We start from the raw sequence: 22,744 nt of genomic DNA, 5'->3' as shown, positions 1-22,744 counted from the left end.
AAAATCACACGCATATCGATAAAAATTCCGTGAAGATCGCGCGATTTTCGGTGTCTATTCCCGGAACCAAAAGCCTATCCAGTCATTTTCCTTTTGAACCGGCACGGAAAAAGACGCCAAGAACAGAACCGGCGGCCGCGCTTAAGACCACTCGAGGAACACAAAGGTAGGTTCGAAATGACACGCAAACTTCTGACGACCGTTGCCGCTGGCGCCTTGTTTGCCACGGCTTTCGCGCCGGCGGCGTTCTCGCAGACCGCACCGCAGCCGGCCACCCCCGATGCAACCCAGACGGCTCCGGCCGACCCGGCAGCACCAAAGATGCCGAATGCAACCGCTCCGGCTGGTAACGAGGCCCAGGCTCCGGCCCCGGCCCCAACGACAGATACGGCGCAGGCAGGTGCTGGCGGATACCTGACAGAACAGGGTCCGGACCAGATCAGCGCCAATTCCTATATTGGCCAGTCTGTCTATAGCGGCCAGAACGAAAGCATCGGTAGCGTCAACGACCTGATCATGAAGAAAGATGGCGGCTTGGTTGCTGCTGTGATTGGTGTTGGCGGCTTCATTGGTCTCGGCGAAAAGAACGTCGCAGTGCCGATGGACAAGATCACCGTTGCCCAGAACACTCAGGACGGCAGCCTTAAGCTGACGACCTCCGAAACGGTAGACTCTCTGAAGGCCGCTCCCGAATTCAAGACCCTGCAGGCCCTGGCTGCTGAAAGGGCTCCGGCGCCTTCGGGCACGATGCCGTCAGACCCGACCGCTACGGGTTCGACCAATAAGTAATCCCGCGCGGTGAGTATAGCGTAGGCGGCGGTGCCCAGTTGGGCGCCGCCGTTTTCTATAGAGAGTAAAAGCGCGAGGCGTCGTAGATTGCCGCATGGACATCAGTGTCAGATGCTTGAACAAGCATCATGGCGCGGGCAGGATGAATTGCATGCCTTGCGCAGGTTTCAGGCCGGCACGCGATCGATCGCGGTCGCATCGTAATAGTTCTCGTGGAGGAAGCGCAACGTCGCGATACTGTCTGCAGGCTTGCCGAAATGGTAGCCCTGCCCCATGCCGCAACCGAGCGACCGCAGCTTCACGGCCTCCGAATAATCTTCGATGCCCTCGGCAACCACTTCGAGATCGAGCCCCTCGCACATCGTCAGGATCGCCTTGATGATATGCTCGGAGGCGCGATCGGAATTGATGCGCGAGACGAAGGCGCGGTCGATCTTCACCTTGTCGAAGATGAAGTCGCGCAGGCGCCCGAGGCTCGATTGACCGGTGCCGAAATCGTCGAGCGAGATGCGCACGCCCGCCTGCCGCAGATCGGAAAGGATGCGGTGGGCGGTGTCGGCAGAGCTCATGACGGCCGTTTCGGTGATTTCCAGCTCCAGCCGGTGCGGATCGAATCCGACGCGGCCGAGGATGGAGAGCACGTTACTGCTCGTGCCGGGATCCATGAGCTGCGCGGAGGACAAGTTGAAGGACAGGAACAGTTCGCGGGGCCAGGAGAGTGCTGCCTCCGCCGCCTTCCGAAGCAAGGTTTCCGACAGCGCGTCGATAAAGCCGCGTTCTTCGGCAAGCGGCACGAAGACGCCCGGCGAAACGAAACCGAGATCAGGATCGTTCCAGCGTGCCAAGGCCTCAAAACCGACGACCTGACTATTCGACAGGGAGACGATCGGCTGGAAATGCACATCGATGGCGTCCGAGATGATGGCATTTCGGAGCGCCTGCTCGAGTTGCGTCGCGCGCTTCATCTCCTGCGCGATCTCGCTCGAATAGACGGTAATCTGGCTGCGGCCGCGGCGTTTGGAACGATAGAGAGCGGTTTCAGCGCTTTTCAGAAGCTCATCGAATTCTGCGCCGGCAAAAGGGTAGATCGCAAAGCCGAAGGAGGAGGAAAGCCGGACATTGCGGTCGCCGAGATCATAGGGCGCAGACAAGACCTCGCGGATCATTTGGCCGAACTTTTCAGCACTCGCGCGCTCGAAGATCAGCGGCAGCACAAAAGCGAATTCGTCACCGTCGTGGCGGGTGACCAGTGCACCGTCCGGAATACATGCCTTGAGGCGATGAGCCACCTGGCAGAGAATTTCGTCGCCGGCTGCAGAACCGAAGAGGTCATTGATCGGCTTGAAAGAATCGAGGTTGGCGATGCCGACGGTGAACGGCGCCGGATCGCTCGCGCGTTCGGTGGAAATCTGGGTGACCCTGTCGCGCATGCGGTGTCGGTTGCCGAGCCCGGTCAGCGGATCGGTGTAAGCCATGGCCTGTAGCTCGTTCTGGCTCACAGGCAAGAAGGGTATGTCCACCGACTTCATCGTTCAACCTGAGATTTCGTCACTCCCTTCGGGAAGAATGGCGGGCAAGTCTTAACAAACCGATAGTAAGCCGGCTCGAAGCCGCCCCCGGCATGAGCCAGCGGCAACGTTTCCGCTCAGAGGCGTGCCCGCAGCGGCTCGCCGGCAAGATGCTTCTGGAACAGCGTCTCCAATATGTCCGGGCTGATCGGCTTCATGATGACGTCGTCCATTCCCGCCTTCGCACACTCGGCGCGATCCCGCTCGAATGCTTGCGTCAGGACGCCGATGATTGGCGTCCTGTTCGGATGGCCATCTTCCATCTGGCGGATCATGCGCGCCGCCTCGAAGCCGTTCAATCCCGGCAACGAAATGTCCATCAGCACGATCTGCGGCCTGTGTTCCGCCCAGAGACGTACCGCCTCGTCGCCGCTCGGCGCGATCAGGTAGCGATAGCCCAATCCCTCCAGGATCTGGGAGAAGACGATCTGGTTGATGTCGTTGTCTTCCGCTACCAGCACCTCCAGCAGATCTGTCTCGGAAGCGATGTTGATTTCCCAGTCAGCCTCGCCGCCCACGGCTGCGGCAGCACGGTTGTTACGGTTGAAGTGGCGGGCGATCTGGAAGGTCAGCTCATTGGCAAGCTGGAAGCCGTCCATGACCAGCGCCGGGATACCATAATGTCCAGCGAGCTCCAGGCAGCGCATGCCCATCTGATTGTCGACGATCAGAAGATCCAGCGAGATGCCGGACGAGGTTGCGATTTCAAGGAAGCGCTCCTCCTCGTCATCGCCCCGAACCGAGCAGGCCTCGAAGCCATATTTCGCAAGGGTGCGGAGTGCGGCCGTTTCGGCAGCGAGGTCGCCGGTGACGACCAGAATCTTGCGGCCGGAGAAATTCTCCGGAACGATCGTCTCCATGGCGGCCGGCGGCCGGCGCTCGTTGTCGCCGTTCAGCGGTACATAAGCGCGGCGAAATGACTGGCTGCTGGAAGCGGTAACGGAAGTTGCCTGCTCGAATTCGTCGAGATCGGCGCCATCACGCGGCAGATCCTGCATCGTTGATACGATGAAATAGCGCCCCGGCTTGCCAATGCGGTGCTTGCGGCTGACAATGTCGCGCTCCGAACCGTCGCGGGCGACCTGCCGCTGACGCACGACCGACATTTCGCCCGTCTCCAGGACATGCCGGTCGCTGTCTTCGAAGCGTTTGGCGATATCTGGGGAGAAGAGGTCGCCGCTCTTACGGCCGAGCACTTCCTCGGCGGTCGTCTGGTATTTCTCGCAGAAGGCGATGTTGACCGCGACATAGGTGAGATTGCGATCCTTGACGAAGAGCGGGAACGGCAGATTGTCGAGGACATCCTCGGTCAGCTGCACGCGTTGGAGGTCGGAGCGCCACTGCTCTTCGCGCTTCTTCTCCTCGGAAATGTTGGAAATGATCGATACGCAATAGCCGCTCGGCAGACGGCGCTTGACCAGACGGATCCAGCGGTCGCTGCCATGGCGCTCGACGATTTCGAAGCGCTCGCGCCAGTGGGACGCAATCTTCTGGGACAGCCAATCCTCGCGTCCGAGCGGCACGCCCGGTCGCCTGGCTGCATATTGCTGGCGCACGCCGGTGTCGTAGACGGCGCCGAGAAAATCGCGAAGCCGGGTTCCGGGCTTCAGCGTCACGGATGAAATCGGGAAGAAATCGAGCACCTGACGGCTCGCGAAGATCATTTGATCGTTCTTGTCATAGATGATAAGAGCAGCCGAAAGGCCATCCGAAATGGCGTCGAAGAGCGCTGCCTGCAGGTCGATTTCGGCCGGCATTTCATCGCTCACGGATGATGCGTCCGCCTTTTCGAAGCCGGCACTCATTCCTTCACGTCCCACATCTATCCGATTTCATAGCACTGTCTGGTTGTGTGCGATCAAAATGCCAGCTTTCTCCTAACGGCGGCTTAACGCTAAGTACCCCAATTCATGGGGGAAACACAGTCCCTGCCGATGGAGCGTTTTCGCCCTTCCCTCGGGCACGCGAATCCACGAAAATGAAGCATGGCCATCAGACAGCTCTCCGAAACGCTCATCAACCAGATCGCCGCCGGCGAAGTCATCGAACGCCCGGCAAGCGCGGCGAAGGAGCTGATCGAAAATGCGCTGGACGCCGGCGCGACGCGCATCGAGATCGCCACGTCCGGCGGCGGCAAAGGCCTGCTGCGGGTCAGCGACAACGGTTCGGGCATGGAAGCGGCCGATCTCGAACTTGCCGTGAAGCGGCATTGCACCTCGAAGATTTCCACGACGCTCGACGACATCCGCACACTCGGCTTTCGCGGCGAAGCGCTACCTTCGATCGGCTCCGTGGCGAAGCTCAGCATTTCCAGCCGCCGCAAGGATAGTGCGGATGGCAGCGAGATTGCGGTTGCGGGCGGCAAGGTGCTGCATCTGAGACCCTCGGCCGCCAACCCCGGCACGATCGTCGAAGTGCGCGACCTGTTTTTCGCAACGCCCGCACGATTGAAATTTCTCAAGACAGAGAAGGCGGAAGCGGCGGCCATCACCGACGTCGTCAAGCGCATGGCGATTGCCTTTCCCGGCGTTCGCTTCGTGATCTCCGGCACCGATCGCAGCACGCTTGAATTTCCGGCGACCGGAGAGGATCACCTCGCGCGCATGGCGCAGGTGCTCGGCAAGGAATTCCGTGACAATGCGATCGAGCTCGATGCGGAGCGCGAAGGCATCACACTCACCGGCTTTGCCGGCGTGCCGACCTTCAACCGCGGCAACTCCGCCCATCAATACGCCTTCGTCAACGGACGGCCGGTCCAGGACAAGCTGATCCTTTCGGCGATCCGCGGCGCCTATGCCGAGACGATCCCGGGCGGGCGCTATCCGGTGGCCGTCCTGGCGCTGACGCTCGATCCGGCGCTGGTTGATGTCAACGTGCATCCGGCGAAGTCGGACGTGCGCTTTCGCGATCCGGGCCTTGTGCGCGGCCTGATCGTCGGTGCGGTGCGCGAGGCGCTGGCGCGCGATGGAAGCCGGGCGGCGACGACCGGCGCGGACGACATGCTTCGCTCCTTCAGGCCCGGTTTCAAGCCGAACTACCAGCGGCCGCAGCAAGCCGCATGGTCGGCCGAGACCTCCCCATCGCGCCCCTTTCAGACCGCAAACGGCGGTTTTGGTCAGATCCCAAATGGCCGTTTTGGCGAAAGGCTGCAGGCGTCCTTCGACGGGCTCAGCATGCCGACCGCACGCGCTGAACCGCAGGCGCAGGCATGGCAGCAGCCCACATCGGCCGAGGAGCCGCCGCGGCGTTACCCACTCGGCGCCGCTCGGGCGCAGATCCACGAAAACTACATCGTCGCGCAGACGGATGACGGGCTTGTCATCGTCGACCAGCACGCCGCGCATGAGCGGCTGGTATTCGAGGCGATGCGCAAGGCGCTGCATTCGAAGCGGCTGCCGTCGCAGGTGCTGCTAATCCCGGAGATCGTCGACCTTCCGGAAGAAGATTGCGACCGGCTGATGGTGCATGCTGAAGGCCTCGGAGAACTTGGGCTTGCGATCGAGCGCTTCGGGCCGGGGGCGATTGCCGTGCGCGAAACGCCGGCCATGCTCGGCGAGGTCGATGCGCAGGGCCTCATCCGCCAGCTTGCCGACGAGATCGCCGAATGGGATACTGCTTCCGGCCTTTCGGCCAAGCTCGAATACGTCGCCGCGACTATGGCCTGCCACGGCTCGGTGCGCTCCGGCCGCAGGCTCCGGCCGGAGGAAATGAACGCGCTGCTTCGGCAGATGGAAGTGACGCCGGGCTCCGGCCAGTGCAATCACGGGCGGCCGACCTATATCGAACTGAAGCTGGCCGATATCGAGCGCCTGTTCGGACGCAGCTGAAAAGGCTGGCAATAATGCTTTCGGCGCGATATTGGCAGTCGAAGGCAACAGGGAACGGAGCAGGATGAACTTGTTTGAAGGAAACGGAAACCGCGAGGCGAAGATCCGCTATCTCGATGCAGATTTCCAAATCCTGTCGCCGGGCTCCTACGTGATCTGCGCCATGACCGGCAAGCACATCCCGCTCGACGAGTTGCGCTACTGGAGCGTCGCCCGCCAGGAACCCTATGCCGACGTCGTTTCTTCGCTCGAAGCCGACAAGCGCGCCGGCGTTCTGCCGAATCAAAAGCGCTGATCCAGGAAACGCTGGTGAACGAGCGCTCGCTCGGCCGCCCGATCATTCATGCCGCGAGGCGCATTCCGGAGCGCAATATTCACGAAGGCCGGAGCGTCAGTCTCGAGCGGCTGAGCGAGGCACATGTTGAAGCGCTGCGGAGCCCGGCAGCGAACGCCCCTTCGTCGTTCGACTATCAGCCAACGACGCATCGCCGCGCGCGGCAGCACGCTACGGCTTCGTGTTCGAGGGCGTCTAGCGGAACGCGGTGATCGTTAAGGGATTTCAACGCGATGTCGCCTGGCACTCCATGCTCATAGGAGAGTGGCCCGGGCACAAGGCGGTGATCGAAGCCTGGCTCGACGAGAACAATTTTGGCTCTGACGGCATTGCCAACGTCAGTCTTTCCGAAATCCGCGGCAGGCGCCCCTAAACTCACCGGGACTTCCGGCCTTTCCTCAGCCGCCGCTCCCGGCAGGCTTCAATCGCACGATCGATTATGAGACCGGGCGCCTGCGGGTCTTCGAAGGCCATTTCGACTTCTATGACGCGGCATTTGGCGGCGAGTTCCTCTGCCTTGCCATGGTGTCCGGCAAGCCGCACGAAGTCCTTCGAGGTCGTGACGATCAGCAGGTTTTCGCGTTCGGCGGTCGACAGCAGATCGGTGATCTCATCGTCGCTCAGGTGTTCGTGGTCGCCGAAGGATCTGCCAATTGCGATTTCGGCGCCGAGCGACTCCACCGTCCGGAAAAACTTGTCCGGATCGGCAATGCCTGCGAAAGCCAGCACCTTCCGGCCGGTAAGATCGTTCTCGCCGCAAACCTTCAGCGATGCGGTAAAATAGGGTTTCGCGGCGCGGGCAGCCATGCGGACGATGGCGTCGGCGGCATTGGCCGTCCCCACCTTCAAAAGCGCGCTGGCATAGCGCATCTGCACGGAAATCGGCGCGCGCACTGGGCCACCCGGCACCGTATGCCCATTGCCGAGGCCGCGCGTCGCGTCGATGACGAGCAATGCGTAGTCGATCTCCAGCCGTGCGCTCTGGAAGCCGTCATCCATGATAATGAGGTCCGCGCCTTCTCTCACCAGCCTTTCGGCGCCTTCGACGCGGCGGCGGGAAACGACGGTCAGCGCCTCGCGGGCAAGCAGCAGCGGCTCGTCGCCGACGGCGACCGCACGATGATGGGCGGGATCGACAACCACCGTGACGTCCAGAGAGCCGCCATAGCCACGGCTCAGAAAGCCGGGCTTCAGTCCCTTGGCCTTGGCGGCACGGGCGATCGTCAGCGCCGTCGGCGTCTTTCCGGCACCGCCGACGGTGAAGTTGCCGATGCAGATGACGGGAACAGGAAGGGAGGCGCGGCGCGCATGGATCATCCGGTAGCCGGCGATCCGTCCATACAGGAAGGAAAAGGGCGAGAGCGCCCATGCCCGCCAATCAGCTTTCGTCCACCAGAACGGCGGCGCCTCGGATACCATATTTGCCGCCCTACGCTCCTCCGGTGCCCTCCGGCAACCGGCTGCCCCCTCGACTGGCGGGAAAGAAAGGGCAAAATTGCAGAAAAAGCAAGCTTCGGTGAAATCACGCCGGCTGATGGTCCGGAAGAAGCGCCTCGAGTTCGGTGATATCATTGAGGCAATAATCGGCGGCCGCCGCCAGCGATTCCCGCGAGCCTGTGCCCGTCAGCACGGCGACCTTGAGCCCGGCCTCGGCATTGTGGCCCATATGCAGATCGTGATTGTTGTCGCCGACGACCGCCACTTGGGCTGGCGTAAGCCCCGTCGCCTTACAGAAGCCGAGGACCATTCCAGCATCCGGCTTGCTACCGAAACCACTGTCGTAGCCGGCGATGTAGTCGATGAATTCCGCGAAGCCGAAGCGCTGCGCCGTCTGGCGGATGGAACGCTCGTTGTCGCTTGACGCGACCCCGAGCTTGAAGCCGCGGCGATGCAGGCGCCCGAAGAAGGCGGCAAGATCGGTGACCGGGACGGAGAAGTCTGCAGCATGGGAAAAGAGTGCGTCGAGCTTGATCGTCATTTCCGCGACATCGAGCCTGGAACCCGCCGCGACCAGCCCCTCGGCGATCTGCCTGGTGTTGCCGGCGGCCAACAGACTGTCGGGTACGATATGGCCGCTCACCGGGTCCATCCCGGTCGCCTTCAGCAGATGGTCGGCCAGGGCCGGATCGTCTTGCGAGGCGATGCGCGCCAATTCGCGGTTCACCGGCAGCCAGCTTTCATCGTAGTCGAGCAGCGTGCCATCCTTGTCGAAGAGAATTCCCTTGATGTTCGCAGCCGTCATCTTTTCCTTCAGCCCTCTGCCATGGTCTTCGGCAGCAGTCTTGCCTTCACCGTGAGCGGGTTGATGTAAGGCTCGAGAGACTTCACCGTCGCCGTCAGCGCGCCGCGCATTTCCTGCACGGCCATGATACCAGCCTCGATCATATTGCGCCGCGCCTCGTCATTAATAAGCAGATAATGCACGCCCTTGGCCAGCATCTCGGTATCGCGCACCATGCGGGCGCTGCCGCGGCGGGCGAGCTTCTGATAGGTCTCGCGGAAATTCTGGACGTTGCTGCCGGAAAGCACCGCACAGCCGAGCATGGCTGGCTCCAGCGGGTTTTGCCCGCCTTCGGCAAAGAGCGAACGGCCGACGAAGGCAACTTCCGTCAGTCGCAGGTAAAGACCCATTTCGCCGATCGTATCACCGAGAAAGATGTCGATATCCGGCGACAGCACGTCGTTACGCGTGCGGCGGGCAACCTTGAGGCCCTGCTTGACGAGCATTTCCTCGATCTCATCGGAGCGCTCGGGATGGCGCGGCACGATGATCGTCAGCTGGCCGTTGCGCTCCTTCAGCGTTCGATGGACGACTGCCGCGGCATTCTCCTCGCCCTCGAAGGTCGAGATCGCGGCCCAGGTTTTGCGGTCCCCGATCTGCTTCTTGTAGCGGGCGAGGACGGATGCGTCATAAGGCGGTGCGTCGGTATCGACCTTGAGATTGCCGGAGGTCGTCACATGCCTGGCGCCGAGATCGCGAAACCGCTCGGCATCAATATCCGACTGCGCGATGACGAGCGCGAGATTTTCAAAGAGCGCTTCGGCAATGGACACGCGCCGCTGCCAGCGCGCGAAGGAGCGATCCGACATGCGCGCATTGACGAGGATCTGCGGAATGCGGCGGCGGCCGAGCTCCATGACGGTGGCCGGCCAGATCTCGGATTCCGCGATGATGGCGCAATCGGGCTGCCAGTATTCCAGGAAGCGGCTGACGGCAGGTTTCAGGTCGAGCGGCACATATTGGTGGATCGCCTCGTTGCCGATGCGCTCGGCGGCGAGCTTTGCCGAGGTTATCGTGCCGGTCGTCAGGATCACATGAATATCGCGGCGGCGGATTTCGCGGATGAGCGGAATGACAGCGTTGGTCTCACCGACGCTTGCGGCATGGAACCAGACAAGCGGCCCCTGCGGCCGGTTTGCGCTAGCATAACCAAAGCGCTCCGTGCGGCGCGCACGCTCTTCCTTGCCCTTCGCGGTCCGGTAGGCGAGATAGGCACCGACCAGCGGCGAAGCGACTACCCCCGCGGTCCGGTAGACGCCCAGCGCGAACCGCGCTCTCGGCGAACTCATCTAAAATGCCTCCGATCAGCAACGATCGACATCAAACCCATTCCCCAATTATTGTTGCGGCCGGAATGACCGAGTAATTTGTTCAGAATGCGTCAATCGATAGCGCGCATCTGGCAATGCGCAGGACGGCGCTGCCGATAGAGCGGCCATCGATGCATAAAACGCTTAAAAATCAGTTGGTTCCGGACTGATCCTGCGGATCGAGCAAGCGGTGCATATGAACAATGAAATAGCGCATATGCGCGTTGTCCACCGTCGACTGCGCCTTGGCCTTCCAGGCCGTCAGCGCAGAGGCATAATCCGGGAAAATGCCAACGATATCGAGATCGTTCAGATCGCGGAATTGAACGTCGGTCAGGCTTTCCAGTTCGCCGCCAAATACGAGATGCAAGAGCTGCTTTTTGCCGCCAGATTCCGTCATTTTCTTCTCTTTCTTTTCTGGTCTCCTCCGCGCTTTCATCTGCGGGATTTTGACGCAAACGTCAACTGCTTCGTATGCCAGCAAGCCCTTCGAGAAACTCCACAACGCGAGGGCCGGCAGCGCCGCAAAGCTCGGCATGACTGACCTCAGGACGGTTGTAGAGCACCGCGCGCCCATCGAGATCGGTCAGCCGGCCGCCGGCGCGTTCGAGGATGAGATCGGCGGCCGCAAGATCCCAATCATGCGAATTGCGCTTGACGAAGGTGCCTTCGAGACGGCCGTCTGCAACCATCGCGATGCGATAGGCGAGCGAGGGCACATGCTTCACCCTTTCGATCTTCCGCCGGAAAGGATCGGGGAACGCCTTCAGGATGTCTTCGCCGATCGCAAAACGGCTGACGGTATCCGGTCCCTTGGCGGATACCGCTATTGGCTTGCCGTTCTTCGTCGCGGCACCGGCTTCGACCGCCTCGAAAAGCTCGCCTAGGGCGGGTGCGTAAAGCACTCCGGCAACCGGCCGGCCGCGGTGGACGACGGCGACGCTGACACACCAGAGATCCAGGCCGCCAAGGAAAGCGCGCGTGCCGTCGATCGGATCAATGACGAAAAGCGTCTCAGCCGACAGACGGGCGGCGCTGTCTTCAGTCTCTTCTGAGAGCCAGCCGTAATCCGGCCTGGCGAGGCGCAGGATGGATTCAAGCTTTTCGTTGGCGGCGAAATCGGCAGCGCTGACGGGCGAGCGCCCCCCATTCTTCCACCAGACTTCCGGCGACTGATTGAAGAAGCCGAGAGCGACATCACCTGCCTGCTTCGCGGCATCGGCGATCAATTCGAGATCGCTCCGCCAGCGGGCCGTTTGAACGTCACTCATTGCATCAATCCAATTCAAGGTCAGGGCGCCTAGCGTCCCGCCAGCGTCATACCCTCGATCGCCAGCGTGGGAGACGCAACGCCGTACTTGCGGTCGATGTCGTTTGCGGGCGTCACGTGCATGAACATCTCCTTGAGGTTCGAAGCGATCGTCACTTCGGAGACAGGGAACGTCAATTCACCGTTTTCGACCCAGAAGCCGGTCGCGCCACGGCTGTATTCGCCGGTGAGCATGTTGACGCCCTGGCCGATCAGCTCTGTCACATAGAAGCCGTTCCCGACGCTCCGGATCAGTTCCTCGGGCGAGATATCACCCGGCTCCAGAGCGAGGTTCGTCGAAGCGGGCGTCACCGAATTGCCGCTGCGCACGCCGCGGCCGTTGGTTTCCATGCCGATTTCACGCGCCGTCGCAGTCGAAAGGAACCAATGCTTCAGGACGCCGTCCTCGATCATCACCAGCCGCTCGCCCGAAACGCCTTCACCGTCGAAAGGACGCGAGGACGGGCCGCGGACGATCAGCGGATCATCGGTAATCGAAAGGCCATATTTCAAGACCTGCTGGCCCATCTTGTCGCGCAGGAAGCTGGATTTGCGTGCAACCGACGCGCCATTGATGGCGCCGGCGATATGGCCGACAAAACCGCGAGCGATGCGCGGATCGAAGACGACGGTAACGTCCTTGCCGGTATCGACCTGGCGCGGATTGAGGCGCTTGACCACGCGCTCGCCGGCGCGGCGGCCGATCTCGGCGGCATCGTCGAGCTCGGAATAATAAAGACGGCTGTCGTAATCGTAATCGCGCTCCATGCCGGTGCCTTCTCCGGCAATGACGCTGACGGAGCGGCCGAAGCGCGAGCCCATATAGCTGCCCTCGAAGCCGTGCGAAGTGACGAGGACCATTCCGCCGTAGCCGGCGGAAGCCCCGCCGCCGGACGAGTTGGTGACACCCTTGACCTCAAGTGCCGCTGCCTCCGTCGCAAGGGCTGCCTCGCGCAACATGCCGGCGGAAACCTCCGCCGGATCGAACAGCTCCAGATCGGGATAGGATTTCGCAAGCCGCTGCTCGTCCGCAAGGCAGGCGAAGGGATCTTCGGGCGAGACTTTCGCCATCGCGACAGCACGTTCGGCGAGCGCCTGCAGATCGAAACCGGGATTGGCGGAGACGCTCGCGACCTTCCTGCCAACGAAGACGCGCAGCGAGAAATCGTCGCTTTCAGACGATTCGGTGCCTTCGACTTTGCCGAGGCGGACGCTGACGGATTGCGAGCGCGAGCGCACGACAACCGCATCGGCGGCATCGGCACCAGCCTTTCTGGCGAGATCGATCAACTGGCTTGCACGGGAAAGAAGTGTCGAGGAGTCTATTTCTGAGGACATGAGTTGGCCTTTCCTTGGGCTTCCATTTATTGTGCACTTCCGAAAGCATCAAGGCCGCGGCCGCCGATTCTTTTTCGCGCGGCTTGCGCGCATCCTGCCATTGAAAGAAACTCCGCGACATGTCCGCCTCCAATGCCCTCTTTTCCGAAACGATCCTGCTGCTTGGCGGTGCGGTCGTCGCCGCGCCCATTTTCAAGAAGCTCGGGCTCGGCACGGTGCTCGGCTATCTTGCCGCGGGCGTCGTCATCGGCCCGATATTTCACGGCATTACCGACGGCGAACAGATTTTGAGCGTTGCCGAGCTCGGTGTCGTCTTCCTGCTCTTCATCATCGGCCTCGAGCTGAAGCCGTCGCGGCTCTGGCAGATGCGCCGGGATATCTTCGGTCTCGGCACCGCTCAGGTAATGCTGACGGGATTGGCACTGACGGCGCTTGCTTATCTCTCCGGCGCACTCGATTGGCGGGGGAGCATCGTTGCGGGCTTCGGGCTGGCGCTTTCCTCCACTGCCTTTGCGATGCAGATTCTCGACGATGAGGGCGAGGTGAACACAAAATACGGGCAGCGCGCCTTTTCGATGCTGCTCTTCCAGGACCTGGCGATCGTTCCGCTGCTCGCGCTGATCACCATCCTCGACGGCGAAACCGGCAGCAATGCGCCGCTTCTGGATTTTGCTATCGCGGTCGGCGCGGTCGGCGCGATGATCGTCATGGGACGCTACCTGCTGACGCCGCTTTTCCAAGTGATCGCAAGGACTGGCGCACGCGAGGCGATGATCGTCGCCGCCCTCTTCGTCGTTATGGGATCGGCAAGTCTGATGCAGTTCGCCGGGCTTTCCATGGCCATGGGCGCGTTCCTCTCCGGCGTCATGCTCGCCGAATCCTCCTACCGGCACGAACTTGAGGCGGATATTGAACCTTTCCGCGGCGTGCTGCTTGCTATCTTCTTCATGGCGGTCGGCCTGTCGCTGGAACTTGAGGTGCTGATCGACAACGCGCTCTTCATCGTCGCCGCCGTGCCGATCGTGATGGCCGTCAAGGCGCTGATCATCTACGGCCTCTGCCGGGTGAGCGGCTCTTCGCACGACGATGCTATCCGCATTGCTTTCCTGCTGCCGCAGGGAGGCGAGTTCGGTTTCGTGCTGTTCACGACCGCGGGTGCCGCAGGCCTTATGCCCTTTAGCACCGCATCGCTTCTCGTGGCGATCGTGACCCTCTCGATGGCGCTGACGCCGCTCGGGGCAGCACTTTCGAAGCGCATGCTGAAAGGCGACGAGCAGGAGGAGCTCGATGAGGATTTCGAGGGCGCGGGCGCCGATGTGCTGATGATCGGCTTCTCGCGTTTCGGCCAGATCGCCGCGCAGATCCTGCTCGCGGGCGGGCGGGACGTAACCGTCATCGATTTCTCCGCAGACCGTATCCGCCAAGCTTCGTCCTTCGGCTTCCGTATCTACTTCGGCGACGGGACACGAAAGGACGTGCTGCGCTCGGCCGGCATCGAAAGGGCGAAAATCGTCATCGTCTGCACGCAGAAGCGGGAAATCACCGACAAGGTCGTGGACCTCGTGCAAGCCGAATATCCGCATGCGAAGCTGTTCGTGCGCGCCTATGACCGCGTCCATTCGATCGCGCTTCGCAACAAGAACGTCGATTATGAATTGCGCGAAACGCTGGAATCCGGCCTGCTGTTCGGCCGCCGCACGCTTGAAGCACTTGGGGTCGACGAGGCGGCCGCTTTTGAGATCGGCGAGGATATCCGCAAGCGCGATGAGGAGCGGCTGGCGCTTCAGGTAACCGGCGGGCTGCAGGCGGGGCGCGACATGCTCTTCTCGCAGCCGGTCCGGCCGGAACCGCTGGTGAAGCCGAAGCGAGCCATGGATTTCGACGAAGACCCGCTGGCGGGCACGGCGGAGGTCACGGCAGACGCCTAAGCCCTGAGGCGGGCTTCGAATTCCTGATCGAGTGCGCGCTTCAGTTCGTCCTTGACGCCCGCCGACATCGCCAGCACTTCGCGCGCCTTGAGAAAATCCATGACGCCGGTGCGGCCGACGGCGGGGCGCAGGAAGATATGCGGCGACTGAAGCTTGAGTTTCAGCGTGATTGCCGTCTGCATCATCAGCTGGCCGGAACCGAAAATGCTTTCCATGCGGTTTGGAATATGCGTACCGTCGCCTTCCGGCGCGCCGACGACATCGACGCCGATGATGATATCGGCGATATCCATCAGGCACTCGTAGGGAACCGGATTGCTGATGCCGCCATCGATCATCACCCGGCCGTGGAGGCGCACGGGCATGAAGACTGCTGGGATGGAAGACGATGCGGCGAGCGCCGGAAACAGCGCTCCTTCGCCGATGATGACTTCGCTCTGGCCGTAGTAATCGGTCGTGATGACGTTCATCGGAATAGGCAAATCTTCGAAGCGATCGGGCAGGCCGGCCGGCAAGAAGGCCTTGAGGATGCGCTCGAGATTGAACTGGCCGATACGGATGCCCTTTGCGACGGCATCCCGGACCGTCTGCGGCCGAAGACCCCAGATGCGGCTGACGACAGCTGTCTTGTTGCCGACCGTCATCAGCGCGTGCTCGCGGATCGCTTCGCCCGTCATGCCGGCCGCCATGCCGACACCCATGATCGCGCCGATCGACGCGCCGGAAATCGCGACAGGGCGGATACCGAGCTCATCCAGCGCCTCAATCACGTGTATATGGGCAAGCCCACGGGCGCCGCCGCCGCCGAAGGCGATGGCCACGGTCGGCATGCCGCTTGGAACAGGCATGTCGTTACTCGCAATAACCGCCTGCCGCACGAACTCAACTCCGGATGACCCGCCGCCTACAGAGGCTGGTAGCGGAAGAAATGTACCCTTGTATCGCCGAAGACACGGTCTTCCAGAAAGAGATAGGAAGGATCGGCGGAAACGGCAACATCCGAACGCTCTTCCAGAATGGCGATTGCGCCCGGCGCGAGCCAGCCGCCCTTGGCGGCAGCGGCCATCGCCTTTTCGCCAAGACCCTTGCCATAGGGCGGATCGGCGAAAAGCATGTTGAACGGCTCGAGATTGCCAACGGAGCCCAGATCCGTGGCGTCACGCCGCAGGATGCGGGTGCGGCCGTGAAGACCGAGGGCGTCGATATTCTCCCAGAGAAGCCCCCTTCCCTCTACGCTGTTTTCGACGAAGAGCGCATGACGGCAGCCGCGCGAGACGGCTTCAAGGCCAACGGCGCCGGTGCCGGCAAAAAGATCGAGAATCCGGGTGCCGTCGATGCATTCCGGATAGGCGTGACTCAGGATGTTGAATAGGCTCTCCCGCGTCCGGTCGGCAGTCGGCCTGATATCATTCGACTTCGGTACGGCGAGCGACCGTCCGCGAAACTCACCGCCGACGATCCGCACCGCGCGTCATTCCCTTTCCTTTTGGTCCACCCCGCGAAGGCCCACCCGAAGGCTTGCCGCCACCGCCCGGCCGATCGCCCTTGGGCTTGCCGGAGAAATTCTTGGAGCCGCCGCCCGGCTTGCCGCCGAAGCTCTTGCCACGCGGTTTGTCGCCCGCAGGTTTATCGCCAAACGGCCTTTCGCCGCGCGGACGTTCGGAGCGACCCTCGCCGGGAGCGCTGCGGGCAGTGCGCGGACGATCGCCGAAGGAACGGGGACGCTCCTCACCCTCTTCGCGTGGTCTGCGGTCAACACGGGGCTTGTCGCCAAAAGGACGGTCACCACGCGCGGGACGGTCACCGAAAGAACGGGGACGTTCGTCACCCTCAGCACGTGGTCGGCGATCGCCGCGAGGCTTGTCGCCGAAAGGCCGAGCCCCACGCGGAGGACGGTCACCGGACGGGCGGTCGCCACGAGCCGGGCGGTCGCCAAAACCGCGATCCGGGCGTGCAGGACGATCGCCGAATGAGCGCTTGCGGCCAAAACCCTCCCCGTCATCCTTGGACTTCGGCGAAACTTCGCTGGAGCGGATCCACTCGCCTTCTTCGTCGCGGGCGCGGTTGATCTGCACACGTGGCCGGTCGTCGCCGTAGCTGGAGGGCTGCGGCTTACTGCCGCCCGGCTTCTCGCCACGCTTGCGGGCGGTCTCGGCATTCTTCGCAGCCTTGGCGGCCGCCTTTTCGCCGAGCGGACGGGCGCCGGGTGCCATCCACACGTTGGCGTTCCTGCGGCTGCCAACTGGGGGGCGCTTGGGCCGGTCGTCTTCCTTTCTGCCACCATCGCGGCCGCCTTCACGACGGTCATCCCGGCGATCGTCGCGCCGATCGTCACGCTTGGTGTCGAGGCGGCTCAGTGCACGCTCGCGCTTGTCTTCCGGCTTCCACGAACGTTCGCGGCGCTCCGGTCTTGCTTCGGCCTCTTCTTCGGCAGCAACAGCGGGGCTATTGTAGATCGGCGCGTCGAAATTCGCCTTGGCGTCCTCGATCAGGCGCGGACCAAGCTGGTCGCGGAGGGTGCGTCCGCGCACTTCGACAACCTCGCGCTCCGGCAGGTCGCCGAGCTGGAACGGGCCGTAGGAAATGCGAATGAGGCGGTTTACGTCGAGGCCGAGCGCACCGAGAACGTTCTTGATTTCGCGATTCTTGCCTTCGCGCAGGCCCATCGTCAGCCAGACATTCGAACCTTGCGTACGGTCGAGCGTCGCTTCGATCGCGCCGTAAAGCACACCGTCGACGGCAATGCCGTCCTTCAGCTTGTCGAGCGCCTCCTGATCGATCTCACCGTGGGCACGGACGCGGTAGCGGCGCAGCCAGCCGGTGGTCGGCAGTTCGAGCGCGCGGGCAAGACCGCCGTCATTGGTCAGCAGCAGCAAACCTTCGGTATTGATGTCGAGCCGGCCGATCGACATGACGCGCGGCAGCTCTTCCGGAAGATTGTCGAAAACCGTCGGACGGCCTTCCGGGTCGGAATTGGTGGTCACGAGGCCGGCCGGCTTGTGGTAGAGCCAGAGGCGCGTGCGCTCGATGCCGCGGATCGGAACGCCGTCCACTTCGATCTTGTCGGCGAGCGTCACGTTGACGACTGGCGTGTCGAGCGTCTTGCCATTCAGCGTGACGCGGCCTTCCATGATCATGCGCTCGATGTCGCGGCGCGAGGCAACGCCTGCGCGCGCCATGACCTTGGAGATGCGTTCCGCCTTGGTCTCGCCTTCGGCCTCTACGGCTGCAGCCTTCGTGGGCACGCTTCTTGCCGGTTTGCCTTCGGTTTTCGGCCGCGCATCGCGCTCGAAGGGCTTGCCGCCCGGCCGTTTTGGCTTGTCTTTGAATGTCATTTGTTGTTTGCCTGCCTTTTGGGGCCTGTCTATCAGGTCGCGCCCCTGCGGTTAAGTGGGAATTTGCCGGATCGTGAAGACAAATTGGTTTATGGAGATGGCGCTCGACGAAGCGCGGGCGGCGGGCGAACGCGGCGAAGTGCCTATCGGCGCCGTGGTGGTGCTTGATGGCGCCGTCGTCGCGCGCGCGGGCAACCGGACGCGGGAACTCAACGATGTCACGGCGCATGCCGAGGTCGTTGCGATCCGGATGGCCTGCGAGGCCCTAGGGCAGGAGCGTCTGGTTGGAGCCGATCTCTATGTGTCGCTGGAACCTTGCACCATGTGCGCGGCGGCCATCTCGTTCGCGCGCATCCGCAGGCTTTACTACGGCGCAGAAGATCCGAAGGGCGGGGCGGTCGACAACGGCGTGCGGTTCTACGCACAGCCAACATGCCATCATGCGCCGGAGGTCTATTCCGGTTTGAACGAAACGGAATCAGCAGATATTCTCAGGACGTTCTTCGCCGAAAAGAGGCAGCTGCCATGACACCGGCCATCCTTGTCCTCGCCGCCATGATTGCGCCCGCTGCCTGGGCTTACTGGGGCGTCGCGCCGGGTGCCGAAAAATCCCGATGCAATGGTCTTTGCGGGGCAATGTGAATTGGTCGGCGCCGCGGCTTATCGCTTTCGGCTTTGTGCCGGTGCTCGCCATCGCCATTAGCATCCCAATAACTGCGAGCGGCCTGATCGGCGCAAATGCACTTCTGATCCCCGCCTGCATTCTCTTCGGATGTCAGTTGCTGCACATCGTACTCGTGCGCCGCTGGTCCGCGGCGCGGCAAGCCTGAGATGGCCTGAACTTACTGAAGGAAGTTCCACCACTTCTTGCCGGTACCGGCGACGGCGGCATCCTTCTTGCGCTGCTTCGCCTTCTTGAGTTCGGGCTCGCCGAGATCTTCCAGCTTGGCGGGATCGTCAACCTGACGATAGGCCGTCGGCGGATCGGAAATGTAGCGGCGCTGATCGAGATAGGCACCCTTCTGCAGGGCGCGGGCTTCGCGATAGGCCTTGGTCTGCGCTTCCGTCGTCTGGCGGCCGCCTTCCACACCGTTCTTGGCGAGCGGCGAGACGTAGGTGTACTTGTCCTCGTTGTCGTCCGCTTCCTTAACGAGGCGCGCACGGGTTTCTTCCGGCGACTCCACCCACTGAGGATTTTCCTTGCTGGCGATCGTCTGCTGCGGCTCGACCAGCGTTTCCTTCGACGCTTGGGCCGGCAGGACCAGCGTCGGGCGCGGCGTGTACTTGACGCCCTTGTTCTTCGGCTCCCGGGGAGCCAAGGACACGGACTGGCCGAGATCGTCGCCGAGCTGCGACATCGCCGTCGTGCCGGTGCCGTAGGTCGGGCTGCAGCCGGACGCTATCGAGCCAGCCGCCACAACAACAGTCAGGCAAGCGCCTACACGGAACCAACGCGTTGCTAACATGAAAACCCTTCCAGCCATGCCGGTGCAATCATCGCCCTACCGGATAATCGTCCCCCTGACGTAAAAATCCGGCCATTTTCAGGCAGCTTCTACCGGATGAACTGCAAAAGAGCAATTCATCCGGCAATTTTCTTCCGTATCACAATCCGAGTTCACGCAATGCAGCAGCATCGCGTGCCGATACATCCGGATACTGCGGATCGGAGCCGACATCCTTGGTGATACGCCAGGAACGGGCGCATTTGGTGCCCTCGGCAAGCTTTGGCTCGACACTGACGCCTGGAACTTCCGGTAGCCGGAAGGCTTCAACCGGACCTTCGCCGCCGTCAACGCCGATGTCCGAGGTGATGCAGATTTCCGAGAAATCCAGGCCGCCGAGAGCGGCACGAAGCGCGCCGTCAGTGACATGCACGACGGGTGCCGCTTCCAGCGACGAGCCTATCCGCTTGTCCTTGCGCTCGATCTCCAGAGCGCCGGTGACAACCGAACGGATCGCACGGACCTTCTTCCACTTGGCAGCCAGCGCCTCGTTCCTCCATTCCGCCGGGATTGCCGGGAACTGTTCGAGATGAACCGAGACCGCCGATGGATCGCGCGATAGCCATGCCTCTTCCATCGTGAAGGGCAGCATCGGCGCCATCCAGGTCACCATGCAATCGAAGATGTTGCGGATGACATGGAGGGCCGCACGGCGGCGCAGGCTCGACGGCGCGTCGCAGTAGAGCGCGTCCTTGCGGATGTCGAAGTAGAAGGCCGAGAGTTCGACATTGGCGAAGTCGATCAGCGCGCGGGCGATCTTCTTGAAGTCGAAGGCATCGTAATTTTCGCGGACGAGCTCGTCGAGTTCCGCCAGGCGGTGGAGCATTAGCTGCTCCAGCTCCGGCAGGTCGGCGAGCGCGATCACCTCGCCCTTGTCGTGGGCAAGCGTGCCGAGCATCCAGCGGATCGTGTTGCGGAGCTTGCGGTAGGCATCGACGTTCGTCTGGATGATCGTCTTGCCGACGCGCAGGTCGTCCGCATAGTCGGAGGTCATGACCCAGAGGCGGAGGATATCCGCACCTGCATCCTTCATGACTTCCTGCGGCGCAGTCACGTTGCCCTTGGACTTCGACATCTTCTCGCCCTTCTCGTCCATGGTGAAGCCATGGGTGAGGACGGCATTGTAGGGCGCGCGGCCGCGGGTGGCGGCCGATTCCAAGAGTGAGGAGTGGAACCAGCCGCGATGCTGGTCCGAGCCTTCAAGGTAGAGGTCGGCCGGCCACTTGAGGTCCGGTCGGTCTTCCAGCGTGAAGGTATGCGTCGAGCCCGAGTCGAACCAGACGTCGAGGATATCCATGACCTGCTTCCACGGCTCGTTCGCCTTCTTTCCGAGGAAGCGCTCACGCGCGCCTTCGGCGAACCAGGCGTCGGCACCTTCCTTTTCGAAGGCTTCGAGGATGCGGGCGTTGACCTCGTCGTCCTGCAGGATCTGGCCCTGCTCATCGACGAAGACGCAGATCGGCACGCCCCAGGCGCGCTGACGCGAAAGCACCCAGTCGGGGCGCTGTTCGATCATGGCGCGCAGGCGGTTCTGGCCGGCGGCCGGCACGAAGCGGGTTTCGTCGATCGCGTTCAGCGCGCGGGAGCGCAGCGTCGTGCCGTCGCCGAGTTCCTTGTCCATATAGACGAACCACTGCGGCGTGTTGCGGAAGATGACCGGCTTCTTCGAGCGCCACGAATGCGGATAGGAATGTTTGAGGCGGCCGCGCGCGAAGAGCGCGTGACGGGCGATCAACGCCTTGATGACGCGCTCGTTGGCATCGCCCTTCTTGCCGCTGTCGTCGATGACGCGGGCCGCGCCGCCTTCCGCATCCGGACCAAATCCTGGCGCATCGACGGTGAAGAAGCCCGCGTCGTCGACCGGGAACGGGATCGTGGAGGAGATGCCGCGTGCTTCGAGCTCCCGTACATTGTCCATCCAGGCATCGAAGTCTTCGCGGCCGTGGCTGGGGGCCGTATGGACGAAACCGGTGCCGGCATCATCGGTCACATGCTCGCCATCAAGCAGCGGCACATGGAAATCATAGCCGCCGCCCAGGCCATGCAGCGGGTGCGCGCAGGTTACGGCGGCAAGTTCATCCGCTTTGATATCGCGAACGAAATTGAAGGTCACCTTCGCCTTGGCTGCGGATTCCTCAGCCAAGCGCTTGGCAAAGATCAGCTTCTCGCCCGGCTGCGGACCGAAGTCGTTCTCGGCGGTCGCAACTTCATAGAGACCGTAGGGGTAGCGCGACGAGAACGCGATCGCGCGGTTCCCGGGGATCGTCCAGGGAGTCGTCGTCCAGATGACCACGAAGGCGCCGGCCAGGGCGGCAGGGCCTTCCGCGACCGGAAACTTCACCCAGATCATGTCGCTTTCGACATCGGCATATTCGACCTCGGCTTCCGCCAGCGCCGTGCGCTCGACGACTGACCACATGACGGGCTTGGAGCCGCGGTAGAGCTGGCCGCTTCTCGCGATCTTCAGAAGCTCGCCGGCGATGCGGGACTCCGCGTGGAAGTTCATCGTCGTATAGGGATTGTCGAAGTCGCCTTCGATTCCGAGGCGCTTGAACTCCTCGGACTGCACCTTGATCCAGCCGGCGGCGAAGTCGCGGCATTCCTTGCGGAATTCGTTGACCGGGACCTCGTCCTTGTTCTTGCCCCTCTCGCGGTACTTCTCCTCGATCTTCCATTCGATCGGAAGGCCGTGGCAGTCCCAGCCGGGAACATAGTTGGCGTCAAAGCCGCGCATCTGGAACGAGCGGTTAATGACGTCCTTGAGGATCTTGTTCAGCGCGTGGCCGATATGGATGTTGCCGTTGGCATAGGGCGGGCCGTCGTGGAGGACGAATTTTTCGCGCCCGGCGGCAGATGCGCGCAGCTTCTTGTAGAGGCCCATCTGCTGCCAGCGGGCGACGATTTCCGGCTCCTTCTGCGGCAGGCCGGCACGCATCGGGAAGTCGGTTTCGGGCAGGTAGAGAGTCTTCGAGTAGTCGATCTTTTCGGCTGTGTCGGTCATGTTCAGCAATCGTTTCTAGGCGCCTTCAAGGCGCGACGGCTTCAAAAATGTCTGGTGACGGAAGCGCTCGTTTGCCCAAGCGCCAAAAACCCGGACCTTCCGGCGGCTTAGCGCGCGCGGAAGGCCGGGCCGATAATTCGCATCGCACTCGGCAGCCGGACGTTATTCATAGCGCCGGTTCATAGGCGTTTTTACCGGGAAAAGGAAGAGGGATTTGAG

General features: G+C 62.3%; 18 protein-coding genes. 5 read left to right on the top strand and 13 right to left on the bottom strand.

Annotated elements, in window-relative coordinates:
- Positions 1-177 precede the first annotated feature (177 nt).
- Positions 178-789, top strand: coding sequence for a PRC-barrel domain-containing protein (locus N2599_RS02195; RefSeq protein WP_027507805.1), 612 nt, complete (start codon positions 178-180; stop codon positions 787-789).
- Between the two features lie 167 nt (positions 790-956).
- On the opposite strand, the gene N2599_RS02190 is transcribed toward N2599_RS02195, so the two are convergent.
- Both N2599_RS02190 and N2599_RS02185 read right to left on the bottom strand, forming a co-directional pair.
- Positions 957-2,318 (bottom strand): putative bifunctional diguanylate cyclase/phosphodiesterase, encoded by a 1,362-nt coding sequence (locus tag N2599_RS02190; RefSeq protein WP_037140694.1) that lies wholly within the window; start codon positions 2,316-2,318, stop codon positions 957-959.
- Positions 2,319-2,434: 116 nt separating this feature from the next.
- Positions 2,435-4,162, bottom strand: a complete 1,728-nt coding sequence (locus tag N2599_RS02185) for a response regulator (RefSeq protein WP_027507807.1) — start codon at positions 4,160-4,162, stop codon at positions 2,435-2,437.
- A 180-nt stretch (positions 4,163-4,342) separates the two neighbouring features.
- Between N2599_RS02185 and mutL the strand changes: the two genes are divergently transcribed.
- On the top strand, positions 4,343-6,184 hold the full coding sequence (mutL, locus tag N2599_RS02180) for a DNA mismatch repair endonuclease MutL (protein WP_027507808.1): 1,842 nt from the start codon (positions 4,343-4,345) through the stop codon (positions 6,182-6,184).
- A gap of 64 nt (positions 6,185-6,248) precedes the next feature.
- Positions 6,249-6,479 (top strand): DUF2093 domain-containing protein, encoded by a 231-nt coding sequence (locus N2599_RS02175; RefSeq protein ID WP_022716573.1) that lies wholly within the window; start codon positions 6,249-6,251, stop codon positions 6,477-6,479.
- A gap of 414 nt (positions 6,480-6,893) precedes the next feature.
- Here N2599_RS02175 and lpxK read toward each other — a convergent pair whose 3' ends face one another.
- The 6 genes from lpxK to N2599_RS02145 all read right to left on the bottom strand — a co-directional run bounded on the left by lpxK (position 6,894) and on the right by N2599_RS02145 (position 12,756).
- Positions 6,894-7,937 carry a tetraacyldisaccharide 4'-kinase gene (gene lpxK / locus N2599_RS02170; protein ID WP_027507809.1) on the bottom strand — a complete coding sequence of 348 codons (1,044 nt, stop codon included), beginning with the start codon at positions 7,935-7,937 and terminating at the stop codon, positions 6,894-6,896.
- 103 nt (positions 7,938-8,040) lie between these two features.
- Entirely contained in the window at positions 8,041-8,760 is a 720-nt protein-coding gene (locus N2599_RS02165; RefSeq protein WP_027507810.1) for an HAD family hydrolase, read from the bottom strand.
- Between the two features lie 8 nt (positions 8,761-8,768).
- A complete protein-coding gene (gene waaA / locus N2599_RS02160) occupies positions 8,769-10,088 on the bottom strand; it encodes a lipid IV(A) 3-deoxy-D-manno-octulosonic acid transferase (protein ID WP_027507811.1) in 1,320 nt (439 codons plus the stop codon).
- A gap of 172 nt (positions 10,089-10,260) precedes the next feature.
- The gene (locus N2599_RS02155; RefSeq protein WP_027507812.1) at positions 10,261-10,509 is read right to left on the bottom strand and encodes a DUF4170 domain-containing protein; all 249 of its coding nucleotides are present in this window, start codon (positions 10,507-10,509) and stop codon (positions 10,261-10,263) included.
- Positions 10,510-10,570: 61 nt separating this feature from the next.
- Complete coding sequence (locus N2599_RS02150; protein WP_027507813.1) at positions 10,571-11,380, bottom strand: 3'(2'),5'-bisphosphate nucleotidase CysQ; 810 nt, start codon at positions 11,378-11,380, stop codon at positions 10,571-10,573.
- 29 nt (positions 11,381-11,409) lie between these two features.
- Positions 11,410-12,756: a TldD/PmbA family protein gene (locus N2599_RS02145; RefSeq protein WP_027507814.1), complete on the bottom strand. Its 1,347-nt coding sequence runs from the start codon at positions 12,754-12,756 to the stop codon at positions 11,410-11,412.
- 119 nt (positions 12,757-12,875) lie between these two features.
- On the opposite strand from N2599_RS02145, the gene N2599_RS02140 reads away from it, so the two are divergent.
- The gene (locus tag N2599_RS02140) at positions 12,876-14,684 is read left to right on the top strand and encodes a monovalent cation:proton antiporter-2 (CPA2) family protein (RefSeq protein ID WP_027507815.1); all 1,809 of its coding nucleotides are present in this window, start codon (positions 12,876-12,878) and stop codon (positions 14,682-14,684) included.
- Here the strand turns inward: N2599_RS02140 and N2599_RS02135 are convergent.
- From N2599_RS02135 to N2599_RS02125, 3 genes are read right to left on the bottom strand one after another with little or no spacing between them, the layout of a single operon-like run.
- Positions 14,681-15,562 (bottom strand): patatin-like phospholipase family protein, encoded by an 882-nt coding sequence (locus N2599_RS02135; protein WP_027507816.1) that lies wholly within the window; start codon positions 15,560-15,562, stop codon positions 14,681-14,683. The genes N2599_RS02140 and N2599_RS02135 overlap by 4 nt on opposite strands.
- 26 nt (positions 15,563-15,588) lie before the next feature.
- Positions 15,589-16,149, bottom strand: coding sequence for a 16S rRNA (guanine(966)-N(2))-methyltransferase RsmD (rsmD, locus tag N2599_RS02130; RefSeq protein ID WP_027507817.1), 561 nt, complete (start codon positions 16,147-16,149; stop codon positions 15,589-15,591).
- The gene (locus N2599_RS02125) at positions 16,130-18,019 is read right to left on the bottom strand and encodes a pseudouridine synthase (protein ID WP_027507818.1); all 1,890 of its coding nucleotides are present in this window, start codon (positions 18,017-18,019) and stop codon (positions 16,130-16,132) included. Before N2599_RS02125 ends, rsmD begins: the two co-directional genes overlap by 20 nt.
- A gap of 91 nt (positions 18,020-18,110) precedes the next feature.
- Between N2599_RS02125 and N2599_RS02120 the strand changes: the two genes are divergently transcribed.
- Complete coding sequence (locus N2599_RS02120; protein ID WP_027507819.1) at positions 18,111-18,548, top strand: nucleoside deaminase; 438 nt, start codon at positions 18,111-18,113, stop codon at positions 18,546-18,548.
- 313 nt (positions 18,549-18,861) lie between these two features.
- Here N2599_RS02120 and N2599_RS02115 read toward each other — a convergent pair whose 3' ends face one another.
- The gene (locus tag N2599_RS02115) at positions 18,862-19,485 is read right to left on the bottom strand and encodes a hypothetical protein (protein WP_027507820.1); all 624 of its coding nucleotides are present in this window, start codon (positions 19,483-19,485) and stop codon (positions 18,862-18,864) included.
- Between the two features lie 139 nt (positions 19,486-19,624).
- Positions 19,625-22,525 carry an isoleucine--tRNA ligase gene (gene ileS / locus N2599_RS02110; RefSeq protein WP_027507821.1) on the bottom strand — a complete coding sequence of 967 codons (2,901 nt, stop codon included), beginning with the start codon at positions 22,523-22,525 and terminating at the stop codon, positions 19,625-19,627.
- Between the last annotated feature and the right edge of the window lie 219 nt (positions 22,526-22,744).

This window comes from Rhizobium sullae (assembly GCF_025200715.1).
In the GTDB taxonomy this organism is placed as follows: Bacteria; Pseudomonadota; Alphaproteobacteria; order Rhizobiales; family Rhizobiaceae; genus Rhizobium; species Rhizobium sullae.
Note: the sequence above shows the minus strand (reverse complement) of the source record. Positions and strands in the feature narration are given on the sequence as shown.